Raw genomic sequence first — 26,014 nt, 5'->3', positions numbered from 1 at the left:
CAAAATAGACCACTTAATTAAGAAAATTGGTATTAAAAAAGCACAAACGCTGTATAGCTAAGTACTAAAGTACTGAGCCAAGTCATGGCTAAATGTTGTGGACCTTTTAATGCACTTAACACCAAAAGTGGTAGAAAAACGTAAGGCAATAAACTGACTACAGTCATCCCTAACAAAATATAAACCGGCACGGAAAAGCCAATGGCTGCCGTCAGGACAATTATCCAAATGCTCTGCTTAGCCGATTGCAGTTTATCGAGACTCAACCAATATGCCACACGACCGTATATCTCAGGTTTTAGATCGATAGCCAGGCTCGACCACCACAATAAAATTAAAGTCACAAGCCCCGGCACATAATTGGCAACTAAATCTGGACGTTCAGTTTCTAAAATTACACCAAACCACAGCACCAGAGCACTCAACACAATTCGCCAAAGCAACACAAAGTAGTGGTTATAGGCAAAACTTAGCCAAAATGTCGCTAACCCCGTAACAGATATTGACATCAAGAGTGTGCGTGGCAGCAGCGTTGAACATCCCAGTATAATGAGGTTTAAAGCAACCAAGTACCACGTAATGTTAGTCGCATATAGCGCTATGGCCGCCGCAAGTAACAACCCACTTCCAGTACCAAGCGGACGATAAATAAAACAAAGTGCGACAAAAAACTGCGTTACGACAAACAATATTAGCTGCCATGCTTGTGTCAGTTTCTCAAGTCCCATCGAATAACAAATAATCAAACTCATCAATAATAAAGGATGAACAATAAGCAGTGATACGCCATCGGCTAGCTTTTGATGAATCGTTTGGGTCAATATGGTGTGATGATAGCGACGATGTGTCGAGTCCAGCACGGCATCTCGAAATACCAATAAAATAAAGCTCTGTGCTGCAAGTAATCCCCACGCAATTTGCACCTGTGTCGCGGGGCTATCGCTTTCAACTATTTTACCTATCCCCATAAATAATATCGCAATAAAGCCTAGTAAATAGATTTGGAACAGCGCCGCAATCATAAGACCAAATTGTTGTATCTGTTGGCTTATCCCTTGGAGAGATAAAACAAAAGATGCTTTTCTGTAACGGTAATAATAAAGCATATCAGTTGCTCGGTTTTGGAATTAGCGGCACGCAGTGAAAACCTACTTGTAGAAATGGCTCTGGTTCGTGGCTTGTCATCAGCACCATGCCTTCATAATTGCTGACCACTTCGACGATATATTCACAACCTGCAGCATCCAAAGCTGCCGTGGGTTCATCCAATAGTAGATAAGGTGTATTACGCATCAACGCATTTATAAGCTGAAGCTTCTTTTTGTTACCAGAGGATAGATCTTCGTAACGCGTGTTTAAAAATGGGTCAAATTGAAAGTCGTGAATAAGCTCGGCTGGAAAATCACATTGCCATGCTGTCGACGTGAGATTTAGTAACTCTTTAGCAGGTAAGAAACTAGGATAAGGAATATTATCCGAAGCTAACGCGACACAGCTTTGTCGCTTTTTCACTTCTTTATTTTGCAACAAGATCTGTCCGCTGAACGCAATGTCTACTCCTGCAATCATACATAATAATGTTGTTTTACCAATACCATTAGGCGCAGACAGGCAGGTTTTATCATGAGTAAATTTCTGAGAGTAGTTTTTAAATAAAGCATTTTTAGAAAAATACTTATCAATATTATTAATTTCTATCATGTTACCTTTTATTCCATTAAAAATTTGGAATTTATTATTTTGTTTAAATTTGTAGCAGATTAAAAATCTAACATATAACAAATCTCAATAATAATCACTGAGTTAAAAGCGTATCTCGCAAATACAACGTACCACTTTTTGTTACAAAGTCTTTCTACTTACAGTTTTTAACATATTCCGAACATCATTAAGCAACGTTTCATTTGGCCATCTTATATTCTTTCTTCGCAATCTGATTAAGTTCGTAATTCAACACATTGATTAAGGAGATCAATAATGAATTTTCGCCCGCTTGCTATTACTACACTTAGTATTTTAGCTGTTGCCTGTTCATCAGAAGATATTGAGACTGCCAACTTTGGTTCTGATCTATACAAGAATGAATACAATTTAGTGAATGCCACCGATTATGAAATTGCATTCCACCTTGCTAATACAAGATTAGATGGCGATGAGCGTAATGCCGCAGATGAAAAATATCGAGTCAAAGTCTTACCCTCCAACTCTGCGCCGACCCGCATTACACATGAGCACAATGTTAATAGAGAAATTAGCTTCTATGCCGAGTCTATTAATAAGCTGGGAATGATAGAACAAAAGAAGGTCAAAGTAAGCAATAACAAAGATTATCATTTTGTAGTCATGCAGCAGGCTAATGACACTTTGGATATCCAACTAGTACGCAAGTCTAAAGAGGATCATGATAATCAATTTACCGTTCGTATCTTAGCCACAGCATCAATGAAGCTGAGCATAAATGAGCAGGAAGTGGAAGTAACAAAAGGTGAAGTAACTGGTTGGTATCAAGTCAATGACTGTAACGAAGATATAATGATGGGCGACAAAGTACTGAGTCTATGTAACGCCTCTTTAGATCGCTCATACCTTTTAGTGGTTGGAGAAGCTGGTCTAATAAGTACGGTACTAGAGTATTAAAAAAGTCTAACGCTTTTGGTTGCTGGATACGGGTACGCTTCTCAGCGCGGTATAACTTCAATCCATGCAACCTCAATAATCACAGAATAAATCATACCTTTTTACGGGACTCTACATCCATAAAAAATTCACTTTTTTGACCACTTTCATCAATATTATCTATTCCCTCATCCGACCATTGAAAATAGTGACATTTGTCATAAGTCAGTTTTATTAAACTTTTTACCCCTTCAAAAAATAGAGCATTCACTTTAATAATAAATTAATTCTTTATATCTCATTAAGATATAAAATAGTGATTAACAACTCTTCCCTGCCACCAAAACTTAACATTTCAATTATTTTAACGTTAGGTTTAATTAACATTAAAATGGCAAATTTTCAGTGTTGACACCCCAAAATCTCAGACTTAACCTAGCCGCCATTCTTAAAACACAACAATCAAAAAATCACATTTAATAATTTTTATTTACAAACAAAATAATTATGTAACAAAAATAGTGACAATAGTATCGCGATAGAATTGAACATAATTGAACATATAAACAGGTTTAGAACTCACGGGACGTTGGTTAAGTAGTACTCGCCTATAACAGGGTGTAACTCACATTCATAGGGTATGTCAGTTACAGCAAAAATAAACATTGTGCACAACACAATCAGAATCATTATTTTAGTCAGAGTAGGAAAGTCATGAACCAGTACAACACAGAAAAGGAAACAATTCAGGTCGAGAAGCAGCTCGGTAGTATTGTTTTTATCTCGCAAGATCAATCACTTTCTCTAGAGTCAGTACAAGAGTATGCAGGTCAACCAACTTCTAAAGTTAAACTAGATGAGTTAGTACTTAAGGCAAGAATCGATCAGAATCGTCAATACCTTGATGACAAACTAACCAATCAAGAAGACATTTATGGTGTAACGACTGGTTTCGGTAACTCAGCAAGCAACCGAATTTCAACTTCACTTTCCGAAGAGTTGCAACAAAACCTTATCGCTTATCATGGCTGTGGTGTGGGCGATTATCTGTCAGAATCTGACTGTGCGGCCACATTGTTAATTCGCATGAATTGTAATGCCAAAGGGTTTTCAGGAGTAAGCTGGGCACTGCTATCTCAAATGGAAACCTTTTTAAACAACCGTATTATTCCTGCGATTCCTGCAATGGGTTCTGTTGGTGCTAGCGGCGACTTAACACCACTTTCATATATCGGTGCTGCACTTGGCGGCAAGCGCAAAGTCTATTATCAAGGACAAATTCGTGATACCGCTGAGGTGTTGGAAGAACTCAATATAACGCCTTATAAACTCAAGCCTAAGGAAGGCCTTGCAATTATGAATGGCACCTCTGTGATGTCAGCCATCGCAACCAATGCACTCAAAGACATTCAGCGTGCAATTGACCTTAGCTGTAAGCTAATTGCCCTGTATGTAGAACTGATAGAAGGTCGTGCTTCTCCGTTCCATAAACGTGTACACGAATTAAAACCACACCGTGGCCAACAAATTTGTGCCGCAAAAATACTCGAGCGCCTAACCAATGTTGATCAACGTTTAGGGCGCAGAAATCGTACCGACGACAATATCGAGTTTGGTAAACAGGAAACCTTCAGACTACAAGATAGCTACTCAATTCGTTGCTCACCACAAGTATTGGGGCCATTAATTGACGCGCAAATGTGGGCCTCACAAATTCTCACCACAGAGATCAACTCAGTAAATGACAACCCACTTTTTGATGATGAAAATGACCTTATCCTCAATGCCGGACATTTTTACGGCGGCCACGTTGCGGCGGTATGCGATACCTTAAAGCCACTGGTTGCAAACATGGGGGCATTACTTGAGCGCGAGCTGGGCATTTTAGTTGACGATCGTCTAAATGGCGGCATTTCTAACAACTTAGTGGCCCGCGATGACTTAGGCGACAAAGCATGGGTACATCACGGCTTCAAGGCAATGCAAATCACCTCCTCTTCGCTTGTTGCTGAAGCGCTAAAAAATGCAGGCCCAATGTCAGTATTTTCACGCACAACAGAAGCACTAAACCAAGATATTGTGAGCATGGGAACCATTGCTGCACGAGATCTGCGCCGTATTACCGACCTTATCAAGCCAGTTATTGCCATTCAGGCAATGGCAATCAGACAGGCATTTTATGTTGATGGAAAAGATGCGAAAGCGGAAAAACTCAACCAGCTTTCTCGTGAGTTTTTCGACGAAATTAGCAGCAACTTCCAGCCTGTAATCGAAGACAGACCGATGGATGCTGAAATCAACAACATGGTTAATGCCCTTTTTAACGAGCAATAAACCTCTCTGAGCTGTTTTTTGAGCTGACAGACTTACTTGGCTGACGTGTGAATACGTCAGCCACAGGCTGCTGTTGTTCCAAAACTCTCAAAGAGTCGCTTAACACACACCGCACAAAAATCAAAAAGGATATAAAAATGAGTAACTTAGAGTCAATAACACAATTTATTAAGCAAGATATCATTGTTGATAATTTGGAAGTAGTAGACAGCATTGAAGAAATCGAGGATGACGCCCCGCTCATCGGTGATGGCTTAGATTTGGATAGCATTGAAGTGCTAGACCTTGTGGTATCGATTGAGAAGCAATACAGCCTCAAATTTAAAGATTACCCAGAACAAACCATTCAGGAAAAAATGAAAAATGTCGCTACATTAGCTCAATTTGTGCACGAGCAAGTTGCAGCTAAAGCGACTGCCGAAGCTTGTTGATCTACTAGTAACCATTTCGCTTGGAAGGACACCATGCAAACAAACAGTGCCATTCGTTCAACACTCATACAGCTGATTGAAGCTGAGTTAGAAGTAGATATAGAACAATTAAACCTATTAGATGATGATGCCAACTTGCTAGAGGCGCCACTATTTCTCGATTCGGTCGACCTCATGCAGTTATCCGCAGCATGTAAGAAAGCATTCAAGCTCAGTGATTTGGGCGAATTGAGCACTGTTACTCTGAACACACTAGCAGAACAAATCATCACCAAGCTTACACAGCAAAAGCAAGCTAGCCTGTTAGATACTTGGACAGATCAACATTCCGCACTAGGTGAACAGGCACTATTAACGCTTATTCAGGCAAGCAAAGATATTGAGATTACCGGCACAGTAAGAGTAATAAAAGATAGTGCACCATGCGATATTATTAAAAGTGTGATGATCTTACTTGCACATAACATCACACCTGTACTCTGTGCCACCGCTACGACCTCACAAGATGCTTTTAGTTGGAAAGACTTAGTCATCACACCTCAACATGAGGTAGTACAACCAGGCTCCATTACCCAGTTCTTACAACAATATAGCGATAAAACCATTGGCTTTGAAACCTCGGGTAGTACTGGTAAGCCGCAAATTTGGCAAAAGTCCATCGCTTCTCTTCATGCTGAGGCTGTTACCTTTGCCGATACCTTTGGCTTTGGCGACGTCGATTACTTTTGTGCGTGTGTAGATATTCGCCATATGTTTGGGTTTATTTGGGCATTTATGCTCCCACTCCAGCTTGGTAAGCCTGTTTGCTATGAGCTGGGATCGACACCGGACTTACAACCTATCAAAAACAAGCATATTGCCGTGATATTGACACCAACCATGTTTGATTTTGTTGCAGATCAAATCAGTTACCAACACCATTACTTGATTAGCTCTGGTGCCCCCTTCAAAGGTGAGAAGGAGCAAAAGCTAACTCAATTGACTGAGCAAAAAGCGTTATCAATCCGTGCTTTTGAGGTACTAGGAAGTACTGAAACTGGCGGTATTGGGTATCGGCCACTTACCTGTAACGAAACTTTATTTACCAAATTTAGTGTCGTCGACATCTATCAAAATGCTGAGCAAAAAACGATGATCCGCTCCCCATTTTTAGTGGTTGACTGTGAAGCATTTGAACTCAAAGACAAACTGGTCTTTAGCAACCCCCACCAGTTCTCTCACGCGGGGCGCGCTGATCAGATTTTTAAATATGCCGGTAAGCGTTTCTCATTACAAAGTATCGAAAAAGTCCTCACGGAGCATTTTGCCGGGCTGCGCCACCGGGTCTTTTTTATTGAAGATAGTAATAACAATAAAGGAGGCGAGCTAGTCGCCTTTGTCGAAGGATTGTCACACACACCAGCACTTCAAGATATTAGGAGTTGGTTTAAAGACTTACCCACGCCACAAGTTCATTTTCTCGCGCAGTTTCCTGAAAACGAACTCGGCAAAATCACCCTCTCGGCACTACAGGAAAGCGTACATGAATAATAAACAAAAAACTTTCATCACTGGATATGGCGTACTCTGTGCTGCTGGCGAAAATCGCCAAGCGATGCTGACTTGCATCAAACAAAACCGTACGGGAATAGGCCGTATTCACCGTTTTGACACTCAGGGGCTTGCACATAATGTGGGAGCGCTCGCCGTCAATTTTGAAGCATATGTTGCGGATAATTATGAAATGGATCTGGCAAGTCAGTATGCCATCCATGCTGTAGAAGAAGCACTAACACATGCAGATTTAGTATTAGGCGAGGTCGACAACACTCGGGTTGCTTTTATTTTAGGTAATGCCAACTGTGGCATGTTTTCGTTAATAGAGAGCATAAAAGGTAAACATCAAAAAGGATTTAAGTTTTACCCTCCACACCAGATAGCAACTGATGTAAGCCGTCACTTTAGTATTCAGGGGCCGATAATGACGTTTACCTCAGCCTGTACAGCAAGCAGCAGCGCCATAGCTTTTGCCAAACAACTTATTGAGAACGACCAAGCTGATGTAGTGATTGCAGGTGGCGCCGACGCGCTAAGTGAGCTGGTCTATGGTGGCTTTCAATCGGTACAATCACTGAGTCCTGAACCTTGTGCCCCGTATAGTGAAAAAATGGGCTTAAGCCTTGGTGAAGGTGCTGGTTTCTTAATCTTCGAGTCAGCACAACATATCAACAAACGCGGGGCGGCGGCACGCTATCAATTGCTGGCTACAGGTTCTAGTTTAGATGCGCACCATGCCACCGCTCCCAACCCTGAAGGCGACGGTGTGCGCCGAGCGCTATTACAAACACTCTCTTTTGCGCCTGTTACAGCCAGCAATATTGAGTACATCAATAGTCATGGTACCGGTACTCCTGCAAACGATGGCGCAGAGCTCAATGGCATTCAAACGGCAATTGGCACTCAGGCGATGCAAAAAGCATGGGTTTCCAGCAGCAAATCTTACTTTGGCCATACCCTAGGCGCAGCCGGTGCGGTAGAGCTTATCTCAACACTTGTTAGCCAAGATGACGGACTATTACCCGCAACACTTGGGGTTGATTCAGTTAGACCATGCTGCAAAGACTATCAATTAGTCACTAACCAGCCAAAGTCGCACACTGTCGATGTCTTTGCCGTGACTAACTCAGCATTTGGCGGTCATAACACTAGCATGCTACTTAGTCACCAAGAAAAGCCCATACCCAGTCAATCACTACAACCAGTTTATTTACTCACCGCCACCAGCCTCTGTGATGAAAGAGTCTACTTCGCCAGAGAAAACAAAACCGATGGCTTTAGTGAGTTTAACTTGAAAAAGCAATTCCCATCGCTATTTCAGCGTCGTACGCCAAATGTGACCCAATTCGCCTTGGGCGCCTGTCAGTTTGCATTGCAAGACAGTGAACTTGACTTAACTCAATTACCACTTGCCGAGTTCGCCGCGTACTACGCTAACCCCATTGGCTCGTCAGAAACACTCAATAAAAACTTAGCGTCGTTCTGTGAAGGTATTGCAGAGCTTAAAAGCACGCATTTTCCAAACACAGTCGTCAATGCCACTTTGGGGCAGTTAGCTTTGGGGTTTGGTTTTAAAAACTCCGCTACGTGCGTGAGTGACTTAGGTAACGATTTTTTACATGCTTTATGGAGTGCAACGCTTGATATGCGTGAAGGCCGTAGCCGTTACGCAATGGTATGTGGGTCACAAGATGACACAGCGCTGTCAAAGCAAGTGTGGGCTGCCCATCAGTTCAATGCGGATATTGGCCATTTTGCTAGCGCAGCACTACTTGCCACCAGCGCAGTATTACCTGCCGGTTACCAACCCCTTGCTGAAATAATCGAGTTTATTCAAATCAATGATACGCAACAGCCTAATTCACTAGATAAGCTGCTGAAAGCGCACGCTAGTAAACTGAGTCGAGTCGGCAATATCGTGTTAAGTGCCCATCACGACAGCGCCTTTGGTGCAATCGCAGCCAGCTTAGATTGTCATTTACCACAAGCGCAACTTATCAAGTATCAACCTCAATGCGTACCACGACATAGTACTGAGTTAGCGGTGCAAGCTTTAATGCACGCACTAAATACACCAACGAATAATACCGAGTTAGATCAAACCCTTCTCCTGAGCGTTAATCTCGCGGGAAGTATGACGGGATGTATTTTACGAACAGTAAGGAAATAACATGACAACCGTGATTGAAGTGAAAAACTTAAGGAAGGTCTATAAAAGAACACGCAAAGTCGCTGTAGACGATGTGTCGTTCAGCGTGAGCGAAGGAGAATGCTTTGGACTGCTTGGCCCTAATGGCGCAGGTAAAACAACCACGTTGGAAATACTTCAAGGGCTGCGCAGTGCCACTGCTGGCGAGGTGACTTTGTTTGGACTCAACTGGAAGCAGGATGAAACGAAATTACGCAGCCTGATGGGTGGTGTAATGCAGCACAATAACCTCTACGAAAAACTCAAAGTAAAAGAATGCGTTGAGTTATTTGCCAGCTTTTACCCAAGTTATACGCCAATTGACACTCTGTTAGCGCGCTTCAATTTGAGCGAGAAAAAAGATGCTTGGCTGAGCGAGCTCAGCGGCGGGCAAAAGCAACGAGTATTTCTCGCCATGGCTGTTGTGGGTAACCCAAAACTGGTGTTTTTAGATGAACCAACCACAGGGCTTGATCCCACCAGCCGCCAAGAGTTTTGGCATATCATCAAAGATCTTAAAGCAGCAGGAACCTGCGTGTTGTTAACCACCCATTACATGGATGAAGCCGAATTTTTATGTGACAACTTGGCCATTATCAACTCAGGTCAAATCATTGAGTCAGGTGCACCAAGCGCCATCATTAATCGCACCTTTAAAACACCAGTGATCAAAGAACCAAGAAAAGCCACGCTCAACGACGTATTTTTAAAACTTACAGGTTCCACAATGGAGGCGCAAAGCTATGCCTGAGTTAAGTCAAACTAAGTTAAACCAAACGCAGCCAAGTCAAACAAAGCTATATCCTTTTTGGCAATTAATGATGGTCAATATTCGGCCTTTCTTCCGCGATAAAGCGGTGTTGCTATGGACGTTCGGCTTGCCTATTTTCATCGCTTTATTGCTCATTCAGGCCTTCTCTGGCGGACCAAAAATGTCACCAATTAATGTGGTCGTAATGCATGGTGAGCAAATTGAACAAAAGTGGTTAAAAGCCATGGAGGAAGACCCACTGATCACCGTTACCCGCCTGTCGCAAACGGACTCAATTGTACTCGAAGACAGTTTCGCATCGGCACAATTGGCTGAAGTGATTAGCTCTCCTGGGTCCGTGTTGCGTAAGTTACAAAATGAGATAAGCCCTGAAGTATATCTCGCACCAAATGCGATGTTTTCTACCCATAACTCCGATGAGTCGTTAATGGCACGTAATTATTTATTGCGCCTAAAAGAGCAAGCTAACGGTCAGGTGATGCAAAGTAATGTGGTTAGCGTCAAAGGCTACCGTTATACAGATTGGTTGATCCCTGGGATCATCGTTTTGCAGGTTCTGGGCCTGGCACTAGTATCGATTGCCAATAGCCTAGTATCTGATAGGCAGAACGGCTTTTTCAAACGCCTTCGCCTCTCCCCTTTTAAGCGTCGCGATTACATTATTGGGATCGTGCTTGCACGTTTGTTCTTGCTGGTATTTCAAATGGCTATCTTGTTTGTGGCATTTCACTTTTTATTTGGCTACACGCTACAGGGCAATGTTGTCGACATCATTTTAGTCATGGCGTTAGGCTCATTTTGTATCTGTATGCTCGGTGTTTTAGTTGGCGCACGCAGCCAACGCGTCGAAGTATCTTCTGGTATTGCCAACCTACTTTATTTTCCATTGATGTTTTTATCAGGCATTTACTTCGACACCGCCAACTTCCCTACTGTGTTACGGGAAATTGTGTCGCTCCTGCCCACTACTGCTTTTTTGGATGCCCTGCGCTTAGTAGCCAACCAAGGTGTTGAGCTTGTGGCTGTCAGTCGACAATTGATTATTTTAGGTGTCACCAGCGTGGTGTTTTTTCTCATTGTTTACTTTTGCTTTGACTGGGGAGATGAAAAATCATGATCACCGACAACTTGCCACATCAGGCACCATTTAAATTCGCCGACAAGATCATTGAACACTCACCAGGTGAGATGATTGTTGGGCTTAAGTTTATCTCACATAACGAGCCGGGGCTTCAAGGGCACTTTCCCGATGAGCCTATTTTCCCTGGGGTACTCATTATTGAAACCATGGCGCAAATAAGTGGCCTTTGCTGCAACAATTCCCATACAGGAGGCATGCTGTCTTCAATTGAGAAGGCTAAGTTTAACCGCCCTGTACGCCCGGGCGAGATCATAAAAGTGACTGCGAAATTAGAGACCGAGTTTGGCGCGCTGGCTCGATTCAAAGCGCAGGCACATGTTGAAGATGAGTTGGTCGCCAAAGCCGAACTCACCATTGTTTACACGGATTAAGGAATTAGCTTGTGTTTACTGGAAAAACAGTCGTAGTAACTGGCGTATCCAAAGGGATAGGCAAAGGCATTGCACTGGCCTTTTTACAAGGGGGTGCTCGCGTATACGGTCTTTGCCGCACACAAACCCCGATTACAGAATTACATCAGCCTGAGTATGAAGCTCGCTTTGTCCAGCAAAGTGGCAATATTATTGATTGTGAATTTGTAAATGCAGCTATTCGCCGAGCAGTTAACGACACAGGTCGAGTCGACGTGCTGGTGAATAATGCTGGCGTCACCCAAGATAGTTTGTTTTCGCAAATGTCTTACGACGCATTTCACGACGTGTTAGACATAAACTTTAAAGGCACGTTACAGTGCTGCCAGGCCGTGTTGCCTGTAATGACAAAACAAAGCGCTGGCAAAATTATCAACATGGTGTCGCAAAGCGGGATCAGCGGCCGTGAAGGACAAGCCAACTACGCCACTTCAAAAGGCGCAATCATTGGGTTAACTCGGACAATTGCTCGCCAATATGGGCACTGTGGCATTTATTGTAATGCCCTCGCGCCAACTTTTATCGCCACCGATATGATTGATGATATTCCTGCCAGTATTATCAACCCGGTGTTAAAACACACCGCCCTTGGCCGCGTTGGGAGCGTAAAGGAAATCGCGGATGCCACGCTTTATCTCGCTTCAAGTGCGTCAAATTATCAAACTGGAAATGTCCTCCGGCTAGACGGAGGGCTTGCGGTATGAATGCTCAAGCGTTTATTTTGCTCTATCCAACTGGTGAGTTTGATAACCACTTTATTGCCCATTTATTATCACAAAAACACCCGATACTGCTGATTAATGCCAGCCCTTTGGTTGTTGCACAAAACCCAGAAGCTACATATCTATCTTTAGATGCGCCGCTCAGTACATCTGACACCGCAGTACTATTAGACTGGTTTGAAACCCACAACAAGCAACAAGAAGTGATGGTGTTACATTGTGCCAATCGCCTCGATGAGAGCAAGTTGCTTGAAGACATCAGCGTCGGTGAGCAAGTGATAGCTCGGCTGGAAAATGCCTTTGTTGTGCTTAGAGTAATCGCCGATAGCTTACGGATGAGTGGTGGTAATCTGGTGTTTTTGACCCAATCAGACACGCTAAATTACGAATTAGAAGCCACTGCTAGTGTCTGTAATCACGCCCATAATGCGCTGATGATGACACTCGCTCGAGAGTATCAAGGCAGTAAGCTTGCGGTAAATAGTTTTGTGCTCCCATTGCTTGCAACTGATAGCAAAGCCGCAAGAATGCAAAAGCGCAATCTTAAAGGCGGTGTACTTGGGGCCCGCCCTGCGGTGTTTAGCCATCAAGATCTCGTTGAATACCTTGTCAACTTTATGAGAACCAACACCATGCTAACCGGCCAGTCGATAGCATTTACCCCTACGTTGGAGCTCAAGCTATGATGCCAGTTGATCTCTATTGCTTTCATCACGCTGGCGGCTCATCACTGTTTTTTCGAAAGTGGGCACAGTATTTACCTGACCATTGGCAGCTGCACGGTATCGACTTACCCGGTCGCGGTACTAAAGCAGGGGTACAATCTCAGCAGGATTGGCAAGAAGTACTTGATCACTTAAGTAGAAATATGCAAATTCAGTCACGCAGTGAGCGGCTTTGCGTATTCTTTGGTCATAGCCTCGGTGGCATGGTGGCGTATAAGCTCGCTGATCACCTCCGTAAACATGCCTTGGCAACCCCAGATTTAGTATGTCTATCAGCCTGTCGTGCTCCTTGTATTCCATCTGTGACACAGTACGCGAAACTGAGTGATAGCGACCTACTCGCTACTTTGTATCAGCTTGATATGCTGCCAGCGCACCGCCTAAGCCAAGAAGTGGAAACCGTAATCACAGGTATGTTTAAGGATGATTTTACCCTCGCGGAGCAAACCGTAAGCACAGATATTACCCTTACCATGCCTGTAGAGCTTATTTTGGCAACACAGGATCATTTAGTAAGCCCCGAGTCTTATCGCGCTTGGTATCCCTACTGTGAGAACCATTTTCAGCACCATCATGTTGTGGGCGATCACATGTATTTACAACCTCATCCAACGCTTGCATGTGAGGTGATCACCCGTGCAGTAACACGGCATCTAACCCGCATACAACAAACCAAATACCACAAAGTAAATTGGCAAAAGCCGCTGTGTTAGAGCGAAAAAAGGATAACGTAATGAACTCACTGTCTATTAACGCCAACTTCAAGCCTCTTTCAACAAGACAGCTTCACGTATGGCAAGCGCAACAACTTGATTTGGCCAACCCGGTTTATAATATCGCTTGTGCCGTGACATTTACCGGCGAGCTTAACAAGCCGGTATTACAACAAGCCCTCGAACTTTTATTTGTACGCCACCCTATCTTGTCAAGCTGCATCAATGACACAAAAAATGAGCCGCAACTGGAGTTACTCAGCACCCCACCTTTATTACTTAATGTTGCGCCAGAATTCATTTCACACACTGATGCTGACACCGCTAAGACAATAATTGAACAGGCTATCAATATCGAAAAAGAAACCTTTCAGTTTTATGTTTGTGGATCTGACACTAGACTGTTACTGATCATTAAAGGTCATCACATCAATTGTGACCAGTGGGCGCTGCAAGTGCTCATGAGTGACTTACTCGCTTGTATTGAGGCGGTGCTTGATAACACGGAGCTTAACCTTGCACCACTTGATTACAACGTGATGTTTGAGGAAAAGCCATCCCGCGACAGCAAATCAGAAAACCAAGCGCTCTATCCAATCGACTTTTATCAAAGTAATACCGAGACACTCAAACACCATTACGACGGTATTGCCTTTCGCGAAGAAAATCCGCAGGCATTAAAACAAGTAAAACAGGCAGCCGCTCAAGCTGGCGTGACCAGCTTTAGCGTGGTGCTCGCCAGTGTCTTTTTGACTTTATTTCATACTACCGGACAAACCGACTTAACCATTGGTATTCCAATGGCTCGTCGTACCCGAAAAACGCGAGCAATTTTGGGTCACTACTCTGACGTGGAAACGGTTTCTATTTGCGATATTGAGCAATACAGTGGCGCGTCGCTTATCAATGAAGTCAGTAACCAGCTGACGCAGTTATTACTCTCTGGTAACAGCAATAAAGACGCTGCAAAACATATTAATGTCACCTGTAACTACTTGGCCAGATTAAAAAGCAATGGTATTCGTCCGGGGATCACCCCGTTGATGATTGGTCGTCAGGGGTATGAACTGACTCTAGGTTCAGCAGGTAACACTCTCGTTAAAGGCGTATCTATTGAGCCTGGCGTTTCTCAATTTGATATCGAGTTTACCCACTTTGAAACAGAAGGCGGCCTGTGCCGCAAAGTGGTCGCGGCAAAATCTGTGTTCTCTCGTGTCGCCATGACACGGATCACCGATATTCAAGCACGCTTTATTGAATTACTTACCCACTCAAGCGATATAAATGTGGCCGAACTTCCCGTACTTGATGAGGCAGAGCAACAGCTTATTTTGGCACGCAGCAACCAAGAAAATAAAACCTTCTTCTCAGACATCACCCTAAATCAATGGTTTGAGAAAGCGGCAATCGAGCACCCGCATCGGATTGCACTACGAACCCAAACGCAGTCTATTGATTATCAAACCCTGAACGCCAGAGCCAATGCCCTTGCTCTGTATTTACGAGACCAATACCAGTCTGAGTATCAACAGTCACTTAGCGCTGATACGTTAATTGCGCTATATATGCAGCCTTCTATTGAGATGCTAATTGCAATTATTGCGGTGGCTAAAGCGGGTGCGGCTTATGTGCCACTGTCTCCTGATCATGCCAGCGAGCGGACAACGTTTATTTTGAGCGATACCAACCCAAGTCTATTACTAGTCGATGAACAGCAGTACGCGGCAGCGCAAGATAAATGTCATGTGGCGCAGGTGACTTGTCCATTAGTTACACCACTTGCTCCCCAGCAACAGTGCAATGAAGCGCCAAAAATCAATCAGTCGCCGAAAGATTTGGTCTACATCATTTATACCTCAGGTACGACAGGCAAACCAAAAGGCGTAATGCAAACCCACGAAAATGTTGCCAGGTTGTTTAGTGCAACCGCAAAAGACTATGGCTTTAACCACCAAGACGTATGGGTCTTATATCATGCCTATACCTTCGACTTTAGTGTTTGGGAAATGTGGGGGGCGCTGCTGTATGGCGGCCAACTGTGTATTCCTGACAATCGTCTTATTCGTGATTTTGAAGCATTTGCACAGTATTGCTCAACCAACCACATTACTGTACTCAATCAAACGCCTGCAGCCTTTTACGAATTTAGTGCCGCCGCCCTTCGTGCCAAATTAAACTTTGACCAATTGAGATATGTGATTTTTGGTGGCGACAAGCTTAACCCTGAAATGCTCAACCCATGGTGGCATCACTATGGCGATGAACAGCCTCTACTAGTCAATATGTATGGGATCACAGAAACCACCGTCCATGTAACTTATAAAGCATTGCAACCGCACTCTAGCTCTAAGGCGTCACACATTGGCAGACCGATTGCTGATATGAAAGCCTACGTATTAAACAGCAAATTGCAATTAGTCGAACCCGGCGCAAGCGGAGAGTTATATATTGGCGGAGCCGGTCTAGCTCGGGGGTATTTAAACCGTGAAGAGTTAACCCAAACACGCTTTATTAGCAACCCATATGCAACCGAGCAAGATGCTCAACAAGACCATGCCAAACTCTATAAAACCGGCGATTTAGCAAGACGCTTACCGGATGGAGAACTGGAGTATATTGGTCGCAACGACAACCAAGTGAAGATCCGAGGCTATCGCATCGAGCTTGGTGAAATCGAGGGCGTACTCAACCAACTGCCTGAAGTCGCCCAAGCTGTAGTTATTGACCGCACCTTACAAAACGTCCCATACCTGGCCGCTTACTTGAAGTTTAACCCTGAATTTATGGGCCAAATTGAGCAAGTCAAAGCACAAGTATCACAAGCGCTTCCTAATTACATGCTACCGAAAACTTGGACAGAATTGACTGAAATTCCATTAACCGGTAACGGTAAGTTAGACCGCAAAGCCTTGCCTGAGCCCGTGCTTACAAGCCAAAACGAATACGTGGCGCCAGAGGATGAAACCCAAGCCCTGCTATGCGAGGCATTTAAATCGTTACTGGGGATTGAAAAGGTCAGTACCAAAGACGACTTTTTCGCCATCGGCGGCGACTCAATTTTGACAATTCAGCTCGTTGCTTCACTCCGACAGCAAGGTATTGAGCTACAAGTTAAAGATATTTTTGACTGTCCAACAGCATACACGCTGAGTAAACGCATTCTCAGTGTGCAGGCAACTCAACGCGAAATCGTACAAGAACAGGGGCTATTAACTGGGCGTTTTGATTTACTGCCAATACAACAGTGGTTTTTCAATAAGGAATTACCTGATGAAAACCACTGGAACCAAGCCTTTGCCATTCGAATCCCAACTGGTTATAGCCACGCTCAACTGCAAGAAGCATTACATAGTTTGAGTGAACAACACGATATGTTGCGCACAACTTTTATGGAATTTGAAGGCCATATTAGCCAAGAATATCGCGATACTAGCACGATGGCAGCGCTTGATACCCTGGATGGCCAGTCTCCTATACTTGTTACCGAACTAAACAAACGACAAAGTCAGTTTGATATTTGTCACGGCCCGCTTTGGCAAGTCACGCATATCCAAGCATTTTGTGAAGAATATGACCTACTTCACTTTGCGCTGCATCACTTAATTATAGATGCTGTTTCTTGGCGGATCATTGCCCAAGATCTGCAAACACTGCTAGAGCGTGGTGAGCTGCTCGCTAAACGTACCAGTTATCGTCAATGGGTGGAGATGATGCAGTCTTATCCTGCGGCACACCCTCAAGAAATGACATTTTGGCAACGTGTAGCAACCAACTTGCCTAGCTATCCACCAGTTATGGCAGCCACTCCTTCAACAGTTTGGTTGGAATTAGACGCAAAAGCTACGACTCACTTACTGCGTGACGCCAACGCTGGGTTTAATACCCAAAGTGAAGAGTTATTACTGGCGGCATTATGCCAAGCGTTGAGTAAAACATTTAGACAAACTCAGCACGCCGTTACCCTTGAAAGCCATGGCCGTGAAATGTGGCGCGATGATGTTGACATTAACCAAACTCTCGGTTGGTTCACCTGTTTATATCCACTACGGCTGACACAACAGCGCACCCTGGGCGACACCATTATTGATGTCAAAGAGGCCCTGCGCCAAATCCCGAACAAAGGACTTGGTTTTGGTTGTGCACAACTGCAAGACACCAGCTTAACATTGCCAAGCATCAGTTTTAATTACCTAGGTCAAATGGGCAGGCAAAGTGATGCGCTATGGCAGATAGACAACCAGCTACAAACTGAGACAAGTTCAGCTCAGAACAGCTCAAATTTACTTCTCGATATCAATGCACTAGTTCAAGGGGAACTGCTGAGAATAAAAGTAGATTCCTTGCTTGATGGCAATCTCACCGAGGCATTTGCACGTCATTTAACACACGCATTATATGAAGTAATTGAGGTAGCGCTTGAGGCTAAAGCCCATGGTGGAGTAAGTACACCGAGTGACTTTGGTGCCGAATCCCTTTCACAGGAGCAACTCACCGCATTGCAATCTCAGCTACATGAAACACCACAAGAACACACCTCAACTCAGTCTGAAAAAACACAAGAATTAGAGATATAAACCATGTTGAATTTATGCCAATCACTTGCAAAGGATAATATTGCGCTTTGGGCCAACGTAGACAAGTTGAAGATTGTCCACGGTGAACAAGGACTCAGCCAACAGTGGGTTGACTACCTCAAAGCAAATAAGACCATATTACTTGACTATCTTACGTCGCAGCAGGTTTTTTCTGAGCAGGACTTTGAACAACTCCTCGCGACAGAGCGCAAAAGAGCCTCTGAGATCCGTGCTATTTATGATGCCAACAGCATGCAAAAAGGCTTTGTTTACCATCACCTTGCCCAGCCTAACGACGATGCGTATCGCGTCCAATTAGTGATTGATTACCATCAAGCGCTCGACATTGATGCTTACCAACAAGCTTGGATACTGGCTTCAATGCGCTACCCTGCACTACGTACCGCATTTAACTGGGATAATGAAATTATTCAAGTGATCAAAGGAGGAGCTGGGTTCACTCCAGATCACTTTAGCTTTTACGACTTCAGTACATTAGGCCAAATCGAGCAACAAGCACGTATAGATAAATTAATACACGATGATCGCCATACGCCATTTGACCTCACTAAACCTGGATTAATGCGCTTTGCTATCGTTAAACGCAGCGCTACACACTTCACCTTGATTAAAGCAGAGCACCATAGTATCAGCGATGGTTGGAGCTTTCCGGTAATGTTACAAACCGTGCACCAAAACTATGGCAAGCTCGTTAATGGCGAGCCGGTGATCGTAGAAGAGGAAACTGCGTACCTAGAAACGCAGGCGCTGTACCAGCAAAACCAAAAATCTAGCGACACGTATTGGCAGACTCAAAAAGCAAAATTTGCTGAGCCCAATGATATCAATCGATTATTAAGCAAAAGTATTGACCAATCCGGCTCTTCACAAATCAGACAAGCAGCGGCAAGGGAGTTAAAACTCTCCTCAGAGCGTTATCAGCAACTTAAGTCGTTTGCTAAGCAACAAGGACTAACATTGAATGTATTGATGCAGTTTGCTTGGCATAAATTATTGCAATACTACTGCGATGCTGAGCAAACCATTGTCGGTACGACAGTTTCTGGTCGTGAGTTACCGGTTGATGGGATCCATACCAGTGTTGGCTTATACATCAACACCCTGCCCCTGGCACTGGAATGGCAAGAAGACGCTAGTATTGCCACCCAACTGAGCGCTTTGAAAGACAAAATTGCTGAGCTTAACGGCCACAGTAGCGTTTCATTGTCACAGCTACAGGAGCCAAATACTCGCCTGTTCAACAGTTTATTTGTATTTGAAAATTACCCAACGCCAGCAGGGCAAGATGTACTCAAGTGGTCATTCGATAAAATGATTGAGAAAGTAGACTACCCGCTCACCATCAGTGTCGTTGAACAGCAAGACATTTTATTACTCAAATTAAGCTTTTGCGAAACCATGCTAGCACCGAGTAAAGCACAGCGATTGCTCTACCAGATGACATTGGTGTTAGATGCCCTGGTTGCTGATGAGAACCAGCCGCATAGTCAAATTTCTTTGTTAAGTGCTGATGAGCGAGCGCCAATGGTTGAAGTAGATGAGCATGCGGATTATTTGCACACTACTATCCATGAATTAGTTACTCAGCAAGCACAAAAAACGCCGACGCGAATCGCGCTGGTTGAGAACGAAACACAGCTGACATATCAAGAATTAGAACAAAATGCGAATAGGCTTGCCGCCTACATTAAAGATCATGTAGACCTTAGTGTTAGCCAGCGCTTTGTCGGTCTATTCTGTCAGCGCTCTGTCGATATGGTTGTGGCGAAGCTCGCGATTTTAAAGGCCGGATGTGCATATGTGCCGCTGAACCCTGATTACCCAGATCAGCGCATCGAATATATGCTCAGCGATACTCAGCTCGGCCTTATCTTGACCCAAAGTGAATTGCGCCCACGCATTGCAGCGCTGGTTTCAAGTTGTCAAGCTCACCCGCAAATCACCTGTTTGGATAGCCTAGTGCTTGCAGGCGCACAACCTGTGTTAACAGATGCAAACGCACACACAGAAGCCTATGTGATCTACACATCGGGCACAACGGGCGAACCAAAAGGTGTGGTCGTACCCCATCGTGGTGTGGTTTCTTTGGTGCAAAACACCGACTTACTAAATACCTCTGAAGACGATGTATTTATTCACCTATCTAATCCAAATTTTGACGCCGCCACGTTTGAAATCTGGACACCGCTGATAAACGGCTGCAAATTGGTCGTAGCAAGTGCACAACAAGGTGCTGAGCCTGACAGCCTATCGAGATTAATCAAACAGCACAGCGTAAGTGTGCTTTGGTTAACGCGAACATTATTTGATTCACTGTATTTACAACAGCCAACTATCTATGACCATGTGCGCTGCGTTATCACTGGCGGTGAAGCTATCACCCCAAGCATAGTGAAGAGTATTCTTGCCAGAAGCGCTAGACCAGAGCTGATTGTTAATGGTTATGGGCCAACTGAAAGCACCACATTTACTACGTTTTATCCGTGTGCCGAGATTGACGGTCCAGTCCCCATTGGTCAAGCCATCAATCATCGCCAAGTGCTGTTGTTAGACAAATACCAAAAACCTGTACCTCATGGAGCTACAGGCGAGATATTTATCGCAGGTGCCGGACTTGCGTGCGGTTATCTGAATAAACCAGAGATGACGGCGTCGCGCTTTATCGATAATCCATTTGCAAGCGAAAAGGCCAAACAACTTGGGCTGGATAAGCTTTATAAAACAGGGGATTTAGCACGTTGGTCTGAATCAGGGGCGTTAGAGTTCTTAGGCCGTAACGATCACCAAGTGAAGATCCGCGGGTTTAGAATTGAGCTTTCTGAAATAGAAGCACAACTGAATGAATTGGCACAAATCAAAGTGGCTGCCGTGGTGGTATTCGAGCAAGCTGGCAACAAGCAGCTTGCCGCTTATATCGTGCCAGAGAACGGCGAACTAGACTTAACTGCCGTAAAGCAGGAGCTGGCTCAGGTTTTACCAAGCTATATGATCCCAAGCTACTTTGAAATCATGTCGGCATTACCGGTTAATAACAATGGTAAGCTTGATCACAAAAAACTGCCTACTCCCACCATGGTGGATGAGGACAATTATCAAGCACCCAGCAGCGAATTAGAAAAGCAACTATGCAGTATTTGGCAGTCAGTATTGGGATTAGAACAGGTGGGTGTCAACTATGACTTTTTTAGAGTCGGTGGCGACTCTATTGTCAGTATTCAACTTGTGTCTGCACTGCGTAAAGCTGGTTTTAACCTCCAGGTTAAAGACATCATTGATGCCCCAAATATCGCAGCGCAAGCTTATCTCATTCAACATGTTAGTAACGACACCATTGAGCTACGTACAGAGCAAGGCACGTTAAGTGGCGAGTTTGCACTACTGCCAATCCAAAAGTGGTTTTTTGATTTGGCGCTACCAGATCCAAATCATTGGAACCAAGCATTTACTCTTAACTTGCCAAAGCACATTGAACATCGTGCACTGACGCAAGCTATTCAAGCGCTGAGCGCACATCATGACATGCTACGTTGTCACTTTGTTCAGACATCCAGCGGGATAAAACAAGCGTACCAGGAGGCAATTGAGTTTGAAGTGCCATTACTTGATGCAACCGAGCTAAGTAACAGTGTAGTGTTTGACGAGCTGACCAAACTGCAAAGCCACTTTGATTTATTTAATGGCCCATTGTGGCAAGCTGCGTTAGTAAAAACAGCACAGGGCAATCAGGTGTTTTTTGCCTTCCATCACGTCATTATTGATGTCGTATCGTGGCGTGTGCTAAGCCAAGACTTACAAACCTTATTGAGTGGCAAAGCACTAACAGACAAGCTTACCAGCTATCGTCAGTGGGTAGATGCCATTGCCGCCTACCCTGCAACTCACCCAGAGCAGGCGTATTACTGGCAGCAGGTACAACAAGGATTTACCAGCCAACCTACTTACTCAGCACACTCACAGCACAGCATCATGTTAGAACAAGAAACAACCGCTAAGCTGCTACGAGAGGCCAACCTGGGTTTAAACACTGAGATAAACGACTTGCTGTTGGCCGCCCTCAATATTGCCCTGTACAGCACGTTTGAAAGTAGCATCAACCACATTCAACTTGAGGGCCATGGCCGAGAAAATATCGACCCCGGCTTGGATGTGTCACAAACCCTAGGCTGGTTTACCAGTATGTATCCGGTGCGCCTTGAACACCACAACGACGTTATTACAACCATCGCAAACACCAAAGAAATGCTGCGCCACATTCCAGATAAAGGCGTAGGTTATGGCGCTTTTGTACAAGCAGATAAAGTCAGTGCAATCCGCCCTCAGGTGAGCTTTAACTACTTAGGTCAATTGAATCAGCAGCAGCAAAACCAAGACTGGCAGCTCGATGATACTCATGCAGGTTATGTGATGACTAAGGCGAACGCTCAGGCTGATAACACACTACTACTCAACATCAATGGTGCAGTTCGCGGTACTGCGCTTCACTTTGATGTAGTTTCAAGGTTAACCCCATCGCAGTCTTTGGCATTTGTTGAGCACTTTGAAATGGCGCTTCTCCAAGTCATCAATGCAGGCTGTGAACTAGCCGCGCAAGCGCCGCAGCAAACCCCAAGCGACTTGGGGTTAAATGATTTGTCTTATGACCATTATCAAGCGCTGAGCAAGCGCTATAATATTGAAGCGCTTTACCCTGCTAATAGTTTACAGCAAGGTTTTATCTATCATGCCGTAAATTTCCCAACAGATGATGCCTATCGGGTGCAACTCGTCATGGATATTGAGCAAGCACTAGAGATTGAGCATTTTATTCATGCTTGGCGTTTAGCGTCGGTTCGCTTTCCAATTCTTCGCACCGCTTTTGATTGGCAAGAGTGCCTACTTCAAGTGGTGTGTCGCGATGCCAGTATTGACGACAGTCACTTTACCATCACAGATCTGTCATCCCTTGACGAACACAGCCAACAACAAGCTATTCAAGAGGCGCAAGCCGCAGACAGACAAATACCGTTTGATCTAAGCCAACCTGGGCTTATTCGCTTCAGCTTATTTAAGCGTGGTGAAAACTTCTACACGCTTATCAAAACCGAGCACCATGCCATTAATGACGGCTGGAGTGGACCGTTAATGCTGCAAGCGGTTGCGGGATATTATCGTCAACTTTGTGCTGGGGATACACCTGAGGTGCAAACCCAGCAAACCTATTTAGAAGCGCAAGCTTATTATCTTAAAAATGCAAAGAAAACGCAGGCCTACTGGCAGCAGCAACAAGCTGACTTTAATACCGCAAACGATATAAACTTGTTGCTTGGTGGCCAGTATGACTTGTCGCAAAGTCGAATTGTTGAGCAAGTGCAATCGGTACAGTTTAGCCTTCAAGGTGAGACATTTAGGTCACTACAACATACTTGTCAGCAAGCTGGCGTCACCCTCAACGTGGCACTGCAATTTGCTTGGCATAAGTTACTGCAAACCTATTCTGGTGATAACCAAACGATTGTTGGCAGCACCGTATCTGGCCGTGAAATTCCAGTCAATGGGATTGAACAAGCAGTCGGTTTATTCATCAACACCTTACCTTTAGTGGTGAATTGGCAAGCAGAAGCAAGTTGCAATGACATCCTCAAAGCGATTCAAAAAGGCGTAGCTGCACTCAATAGCCACAGCGACATGAGCTTGTCGAAATTACAGCGTGATGGTCAACGCTTGTTCCATACCCTCTTTGTATTTGAAAACTACCCGACTCCAGAAAATACTGGCAGCTGGAAGTTCAGAGAATCAATAGAAAAAGGTGACTATCCACTTTCTGTGGTGGCTCAAAGCGAGTCAGACCGCTTAGACTTTGTAATGCACTACAACGCTGAGTGGTTAAGCGCAGCGCGGGCAGAATGGATCCTTGACCAAGTGCAAGCCATTTTGATTCAGCTGGGGGAGCGGCTAACACAACGCCATCAAAGCATTAGCTTGGTCAATAAGCAAATGCAGGCAACGCTCAGTCAATGGCACGACAACGCCGAGTTATTTGCCACCGATAAAGATCTGGCAAGCATCGTGGAGCAGCACGCCGCGAATTACCCTGAACACACAGCCATATTAACCAGCAGCGGTGACGCGCTGTCTTATGCCGAGCTAAACGGTAAAGCCAATGCCCTTGCCAACCACATCATTACTCAGCACCCCAAAGTACAAGCTGGCCTATTGCCTGCCGATACCCCTATCGCGCTTTACTTTTCTCGCAGCAGCGAGATGCTCATTGCTATGTTGGCTGTGCTCAAAGCCGGTGGTGCCTATGTCCCTGTTTCACCAGACTACCCCGAAGCTCGGGTTGAATTTATTTTAACCGACACCAATACCGACTTGGTGCTAACGCAGGAAAGTCACTTACCCTCACTTAACCCTGTGCTTGGAAAAGGCGTGAAAGCGCTCAGTGTCAATACCCATGCACTGGCGGTGGAGCATGAGAATTTAGTGCGTCCAACGGCTTTGACTAACTTGGCTTATATCATCTACACCTCAGGGACAACCGGGCAACCCAAAGGCGTGATGCTCACTCAGCACAATGTGCTCTATTACCTTCATGCCTTAACCCGCCAGTTAGGGGATAAGTATCGTAACATCGACTTTTCGTCTAACTACTGTTTTGACCTGTCAGTCACGACCACCTTATGTCCGCTCCTCGCGGGGCAAACCGTGTGTGTCTATGAAGGCGATATTCTTGATGCTGCCGCCTTTAGAGTTCACCTCAGCGCCGCGAATATTGGTTTTGTAAAAACCACACCGAGTCTTGCCATGGCACTCTTACCAGGCAGTGACGCACAAGTCGATACCCTAATGCTCGGTGGTGAAGCGCTGACTGAGCAGGCCATTGACGCCTTAAGCGGCCATGTTAATGCTATCTTCGACGAATATGGCCCCACGGAAACCACTGTCGGTGCGATGCTGGCACAAGCGTACCCTCGCCTTCATCAAGGCATAGGTAAAGCCTATCCTAACGTTAATCTTCATGTATTATCTGAGTCGCTCCAGCCCATGCCTATTGGCGCACCGGGTGAGTTGTATATTTCAGGTCTTGGGGTTGCCCGCGGTTACTTAAATCGCCCTGAGTTTAATGCCGAGCGCTTTATTGATAACCCGTTTAGTCATGACCCCGGCCATAACAAACTCTACAAAACAGGTGATCTAGCCCGCTTCCTAGACAACGGCGACTTGGTGTATCTCGGTCGTAACGATGAGCAGGTAAAAATCCGTGGTTATCGCGTTGAATTAGGTGAAATTGCCGCTGCCATTGCCAATCAGCAAGGCGTACAAAACGCCGTGGTGATTGATGTACCTGCACCGCAAGGCAAAGCATTGGCCGCCTACCTTGTTGCAGAGTCTACTCTTGAAATTACCGAGTTAAAGCTTGCCCTAAGTGCTGCATTACCAGAGTACATGGTGCCCAGTCACTTTATCCTAGTTGAACATATTCCACTCACCGGTAACGGCAAGCTTGACCGTAAGGCTCTGCCTGCACCAGAGCTTCAAGCCGATAACCTCTATGTGGCACCGCGCAATGCTTTAGAAACCCAGCTTTGTGAGATTTGGCAGCAGGTACTTGGTCTTGAGCAAGTGGGCATTGAAGATAATTTCTTCCAAATCGGCGGCGACTCTATCTCAGCTATCCGGTTGATGAATGCGTGTAACAAAGAGCTGGATTTAAACATCCCAATTTCGGCTTTGTTTGAGCATACCCATATTGCCGCAATCGTCGACAACCTAGAAACACTGAGCGCCGATATCGAGATCAAAGCAGACTCGGGATCACAACAAGAACAAACTAATAGCATGAGGATTTAGC

15 protein-coding genes are annotated in these 26,014 nt (G+C 44.8%); 13 read left to right on the top strand and 2 right to left on the bottom strand.

Annotated elements, in window-relative coordinates; genetic code table 11:
- Nucleotides 1-32: 32 nt before the first annotated feature.
- Both J8Z24_RS05525 and J8Z24_RS05520 read right to left on the bottom strand, forming a co-directional pair.
- Nucleotides 33-1,106 carry a DUF6136 family protein gene (locus tag J8Z24_RS05525; protein WP_128731134.1) on the bottom strand — a complete coding sequence of 358 codons (1,074 nt, stop codon included), beginning with the start codon at nucleotides 1,104-1,106 and terminating at the stop codon, nucleotides 33-35.
- Nucleotide 1,107: 1 nt separating this feature from the next.
- Complete coding sequence (locus tag J8Z24_RS05520) at nucleotides 1,108-1,701, bottom strand: ATP-binding cassette domain-containing protein (protein WP_128731135.1); 594 nt, start codon at nucleotides 1,699-1,701, stop codon at nucleotides 1,108-1,110.
- Between the two features lie 276 nt (nucleotides 1,702-1,977).
- Here J8Z24_RS05520 and J8Z24_RS05515 point away from each other — a divergent pair, with 276 nt between their 5' ends.
- The 13 genes from J8Z24_RS05515 (at nucleotide 1,978) to J8Z24_RS05455 (ending at nucleotide 26,013) form a co-directional block, all read left to right on the top strand.
- Nucleotides 1,978-2,637: a hypothetical protein gene (locus J8Z24_RS05515; protein ID WP_252095452.1), complete on the top strand. Its 660-nt coding sequence runs from the start codon at nucleotides 1,978-1,980 to the stop codon at nucleotides 2,635-2,637.
- Nucleotides 2,638-3,330: 693 nt separating this feature from the next.
- A complete protein-coding gene (locus tag J8Z24_RS05510) occupies nucleotides 3,331-4,950 on the top strand; it encodes an HAL/PAL/TAL family ammonia-lyase (protein WP_252095450.1) in 1,620 nt (539 codons plus the stop codon).
- Between the two features lie 137 nt (nucleotides 4,951-5,087).
- The gene (locus tag J8Z24_RS05505) at nucleotides 5,088-5,381 is read left to right on the top strand and encodes a phosphopantetheine-binding protein (protein WP_125254186.1); all 294 of its coding nucleotides are present in this window, start codon (nucleotides 5,088-5,090) and stop codon (nucleotides 5,379-5,381) included.
- A gap of 33 nt (nucleotides 5,382-5,414) precedes the next feature.
- The gene (locus tag J8Z24_RS05500; protein ID WP_252095449.1) at nucleotides 5,415-6,911 is read left to right on the top strand and encodes an AMP-binding protein; all 1,497 of its coding nucleotides are present in this window, start codon (nucleotides 5,415-5,417) and stop codon (nucleotides 6,909-6,911) included.
- Nucleotides 6,904-9,087 carry a beta-ketoacyl-[acyl-carrier-protein] synthase family protein gene (locus tag J8Z24_RS05495; RefSeq protein ID WP_252095448.1) on the top strand — a complete coding sequence of 728 codons (2,184 nt, stop codon included), beginning with the start codon at nucleotides 6,904-6,906 and terminating at the stop codon, nucleotides 9,085-9,087. Before J8Z24_RS05500 ends, J8Z24_RS05495 begins: the two co-directional genes overlap by 8 nt.
- A gap of 1 nt (nucleotide 9,088) precedes the next feature.
- Nucleotides 9,089-9,856, top strand: coding sequence for an ABC transporter ATP-binding protein (locus tag J8Z24_RS05490; RefSeq protein ID WP_125254183.1), 768 nt, complete (start codon nucleotides 9,089-9,091; stop codon nucleotides 9,854-9,856).
- A complete protein-coding gene (locus tag J8Z24_RS05485; RefSeq protein ID WP_125254182.1) occupies nucleotides 9,849-10,994 on the top strand; it encodes an ABC transporter permease in 1,146 nt (381 codons plus the stop codon). Before J8Z24_RS05490 ends, J8Z24_RS05485 begins: the two co-directional genes overlap by 8 nt.
- Nucleotides 10,991-11,389 (top strand): 3-hydroxyacyl-ACP dehydratase FabZ, encoded by a 399-nt coding sequence (gene fabZ, locus J8Z24_RS05480; RefSeq protein ID WP_147390328.1) that lies wholly within the window; start codon nucleotides 10,991-10,993, stop codon nucleotides 11,387-11,389. The genes J8Z24_RS05485 and fabZ overlap by 4 nt, the downstream gene beginning before the upstream one ends.
- Before the next feature lie 11 nt (nucleotides 11,390-11,400).
- The gene (locus tag J8Z24_RS05475) at nucleotides 11,401-12,132 is read left to right on the top strand and encodes an SDR family NAD(P)-dependent oxidoreductase (protein WP_125254180.1); all 732 of its coding nucleotides are present in this window, start codon (nucleotides 11,401-11,403) and stop codon (nucleotides 12,130-12,132) included.
- Nucleotides 12,129-12,836, top strand: a complete 708-nt coding sequence (locus tag J8Z24_RS05470) for a hypothetical protein (protein WP_147390329.1) — start codon at nucleotides 12,129-12,131, stop codon at nucleotides 12,834-12,836. The genes J8Z24_RS05475 and J8Z24_RS05470 overlap by 4 nt, the downstream gene beginning before the upstream one ends.
- Nucleotides 12,833-13,588: a thioesterase II family protein gene (locus J8Z24_RS05465; RefSeq protein WP_128731142.1), complete on the top strand. Its 756-nt coding sequence runs from the start codon at nucleotides 12,833-12,835 to the stop codon at nucleotides 13,586-13,588. Before J8Z24_RS05470 ends, J8Z24_RS05465 begins: the two co-directional genes overlap by 4 nt.
- Before the next feature lie 20 nt (nucleotides 13,589-13,608).
- Nucleotides 13,609-18,162 (top strand): non-ribosomal peptide synthetase, encoded by a 4,554-nt coding sequence (locus J8Z24_RS05460; protein WP_252095447.1) that lies wholly within the window; start codon nucleotides 13,609-13,611, stop codon nucleotides 18,160-18,162.
- A 3-nt stretch (nucleotides 18,163-18,165) separates the two neighbouring features.
- Nucleotides 18,166-26,013: a non-ribosomal peptide synthetase gene (locus J8Z24_RS05455; RefSeq protein ID WP_252095446.1), complete on the top strand. Its 7,848-nt coding sequence runs from the start codon at nucleotides 18,166-18,168 to the stop codon at nucleotides 26,011-26,013.
- Nucleotide 26,014: the final 1 nt, after the last annotated feature.

Origin of the sequence: Pseudoalteromonas sp. SCSIO 43201 (assembly GCF_023716725.1) — a bacterium.
GTDB classification, from domain to species: domain Bacteria; phylum Pseudomonadota; class Gammaproteobacteria; order Enterobacterales; family Alteromonadaceae; genus Pseudoalteromonas; species Pseudoalteromonas peptidolytica.
Note: the sequence above shows the minus strand (reverse complement) of the source record. Positions and strands in the feature narration are given on the sequence as shown.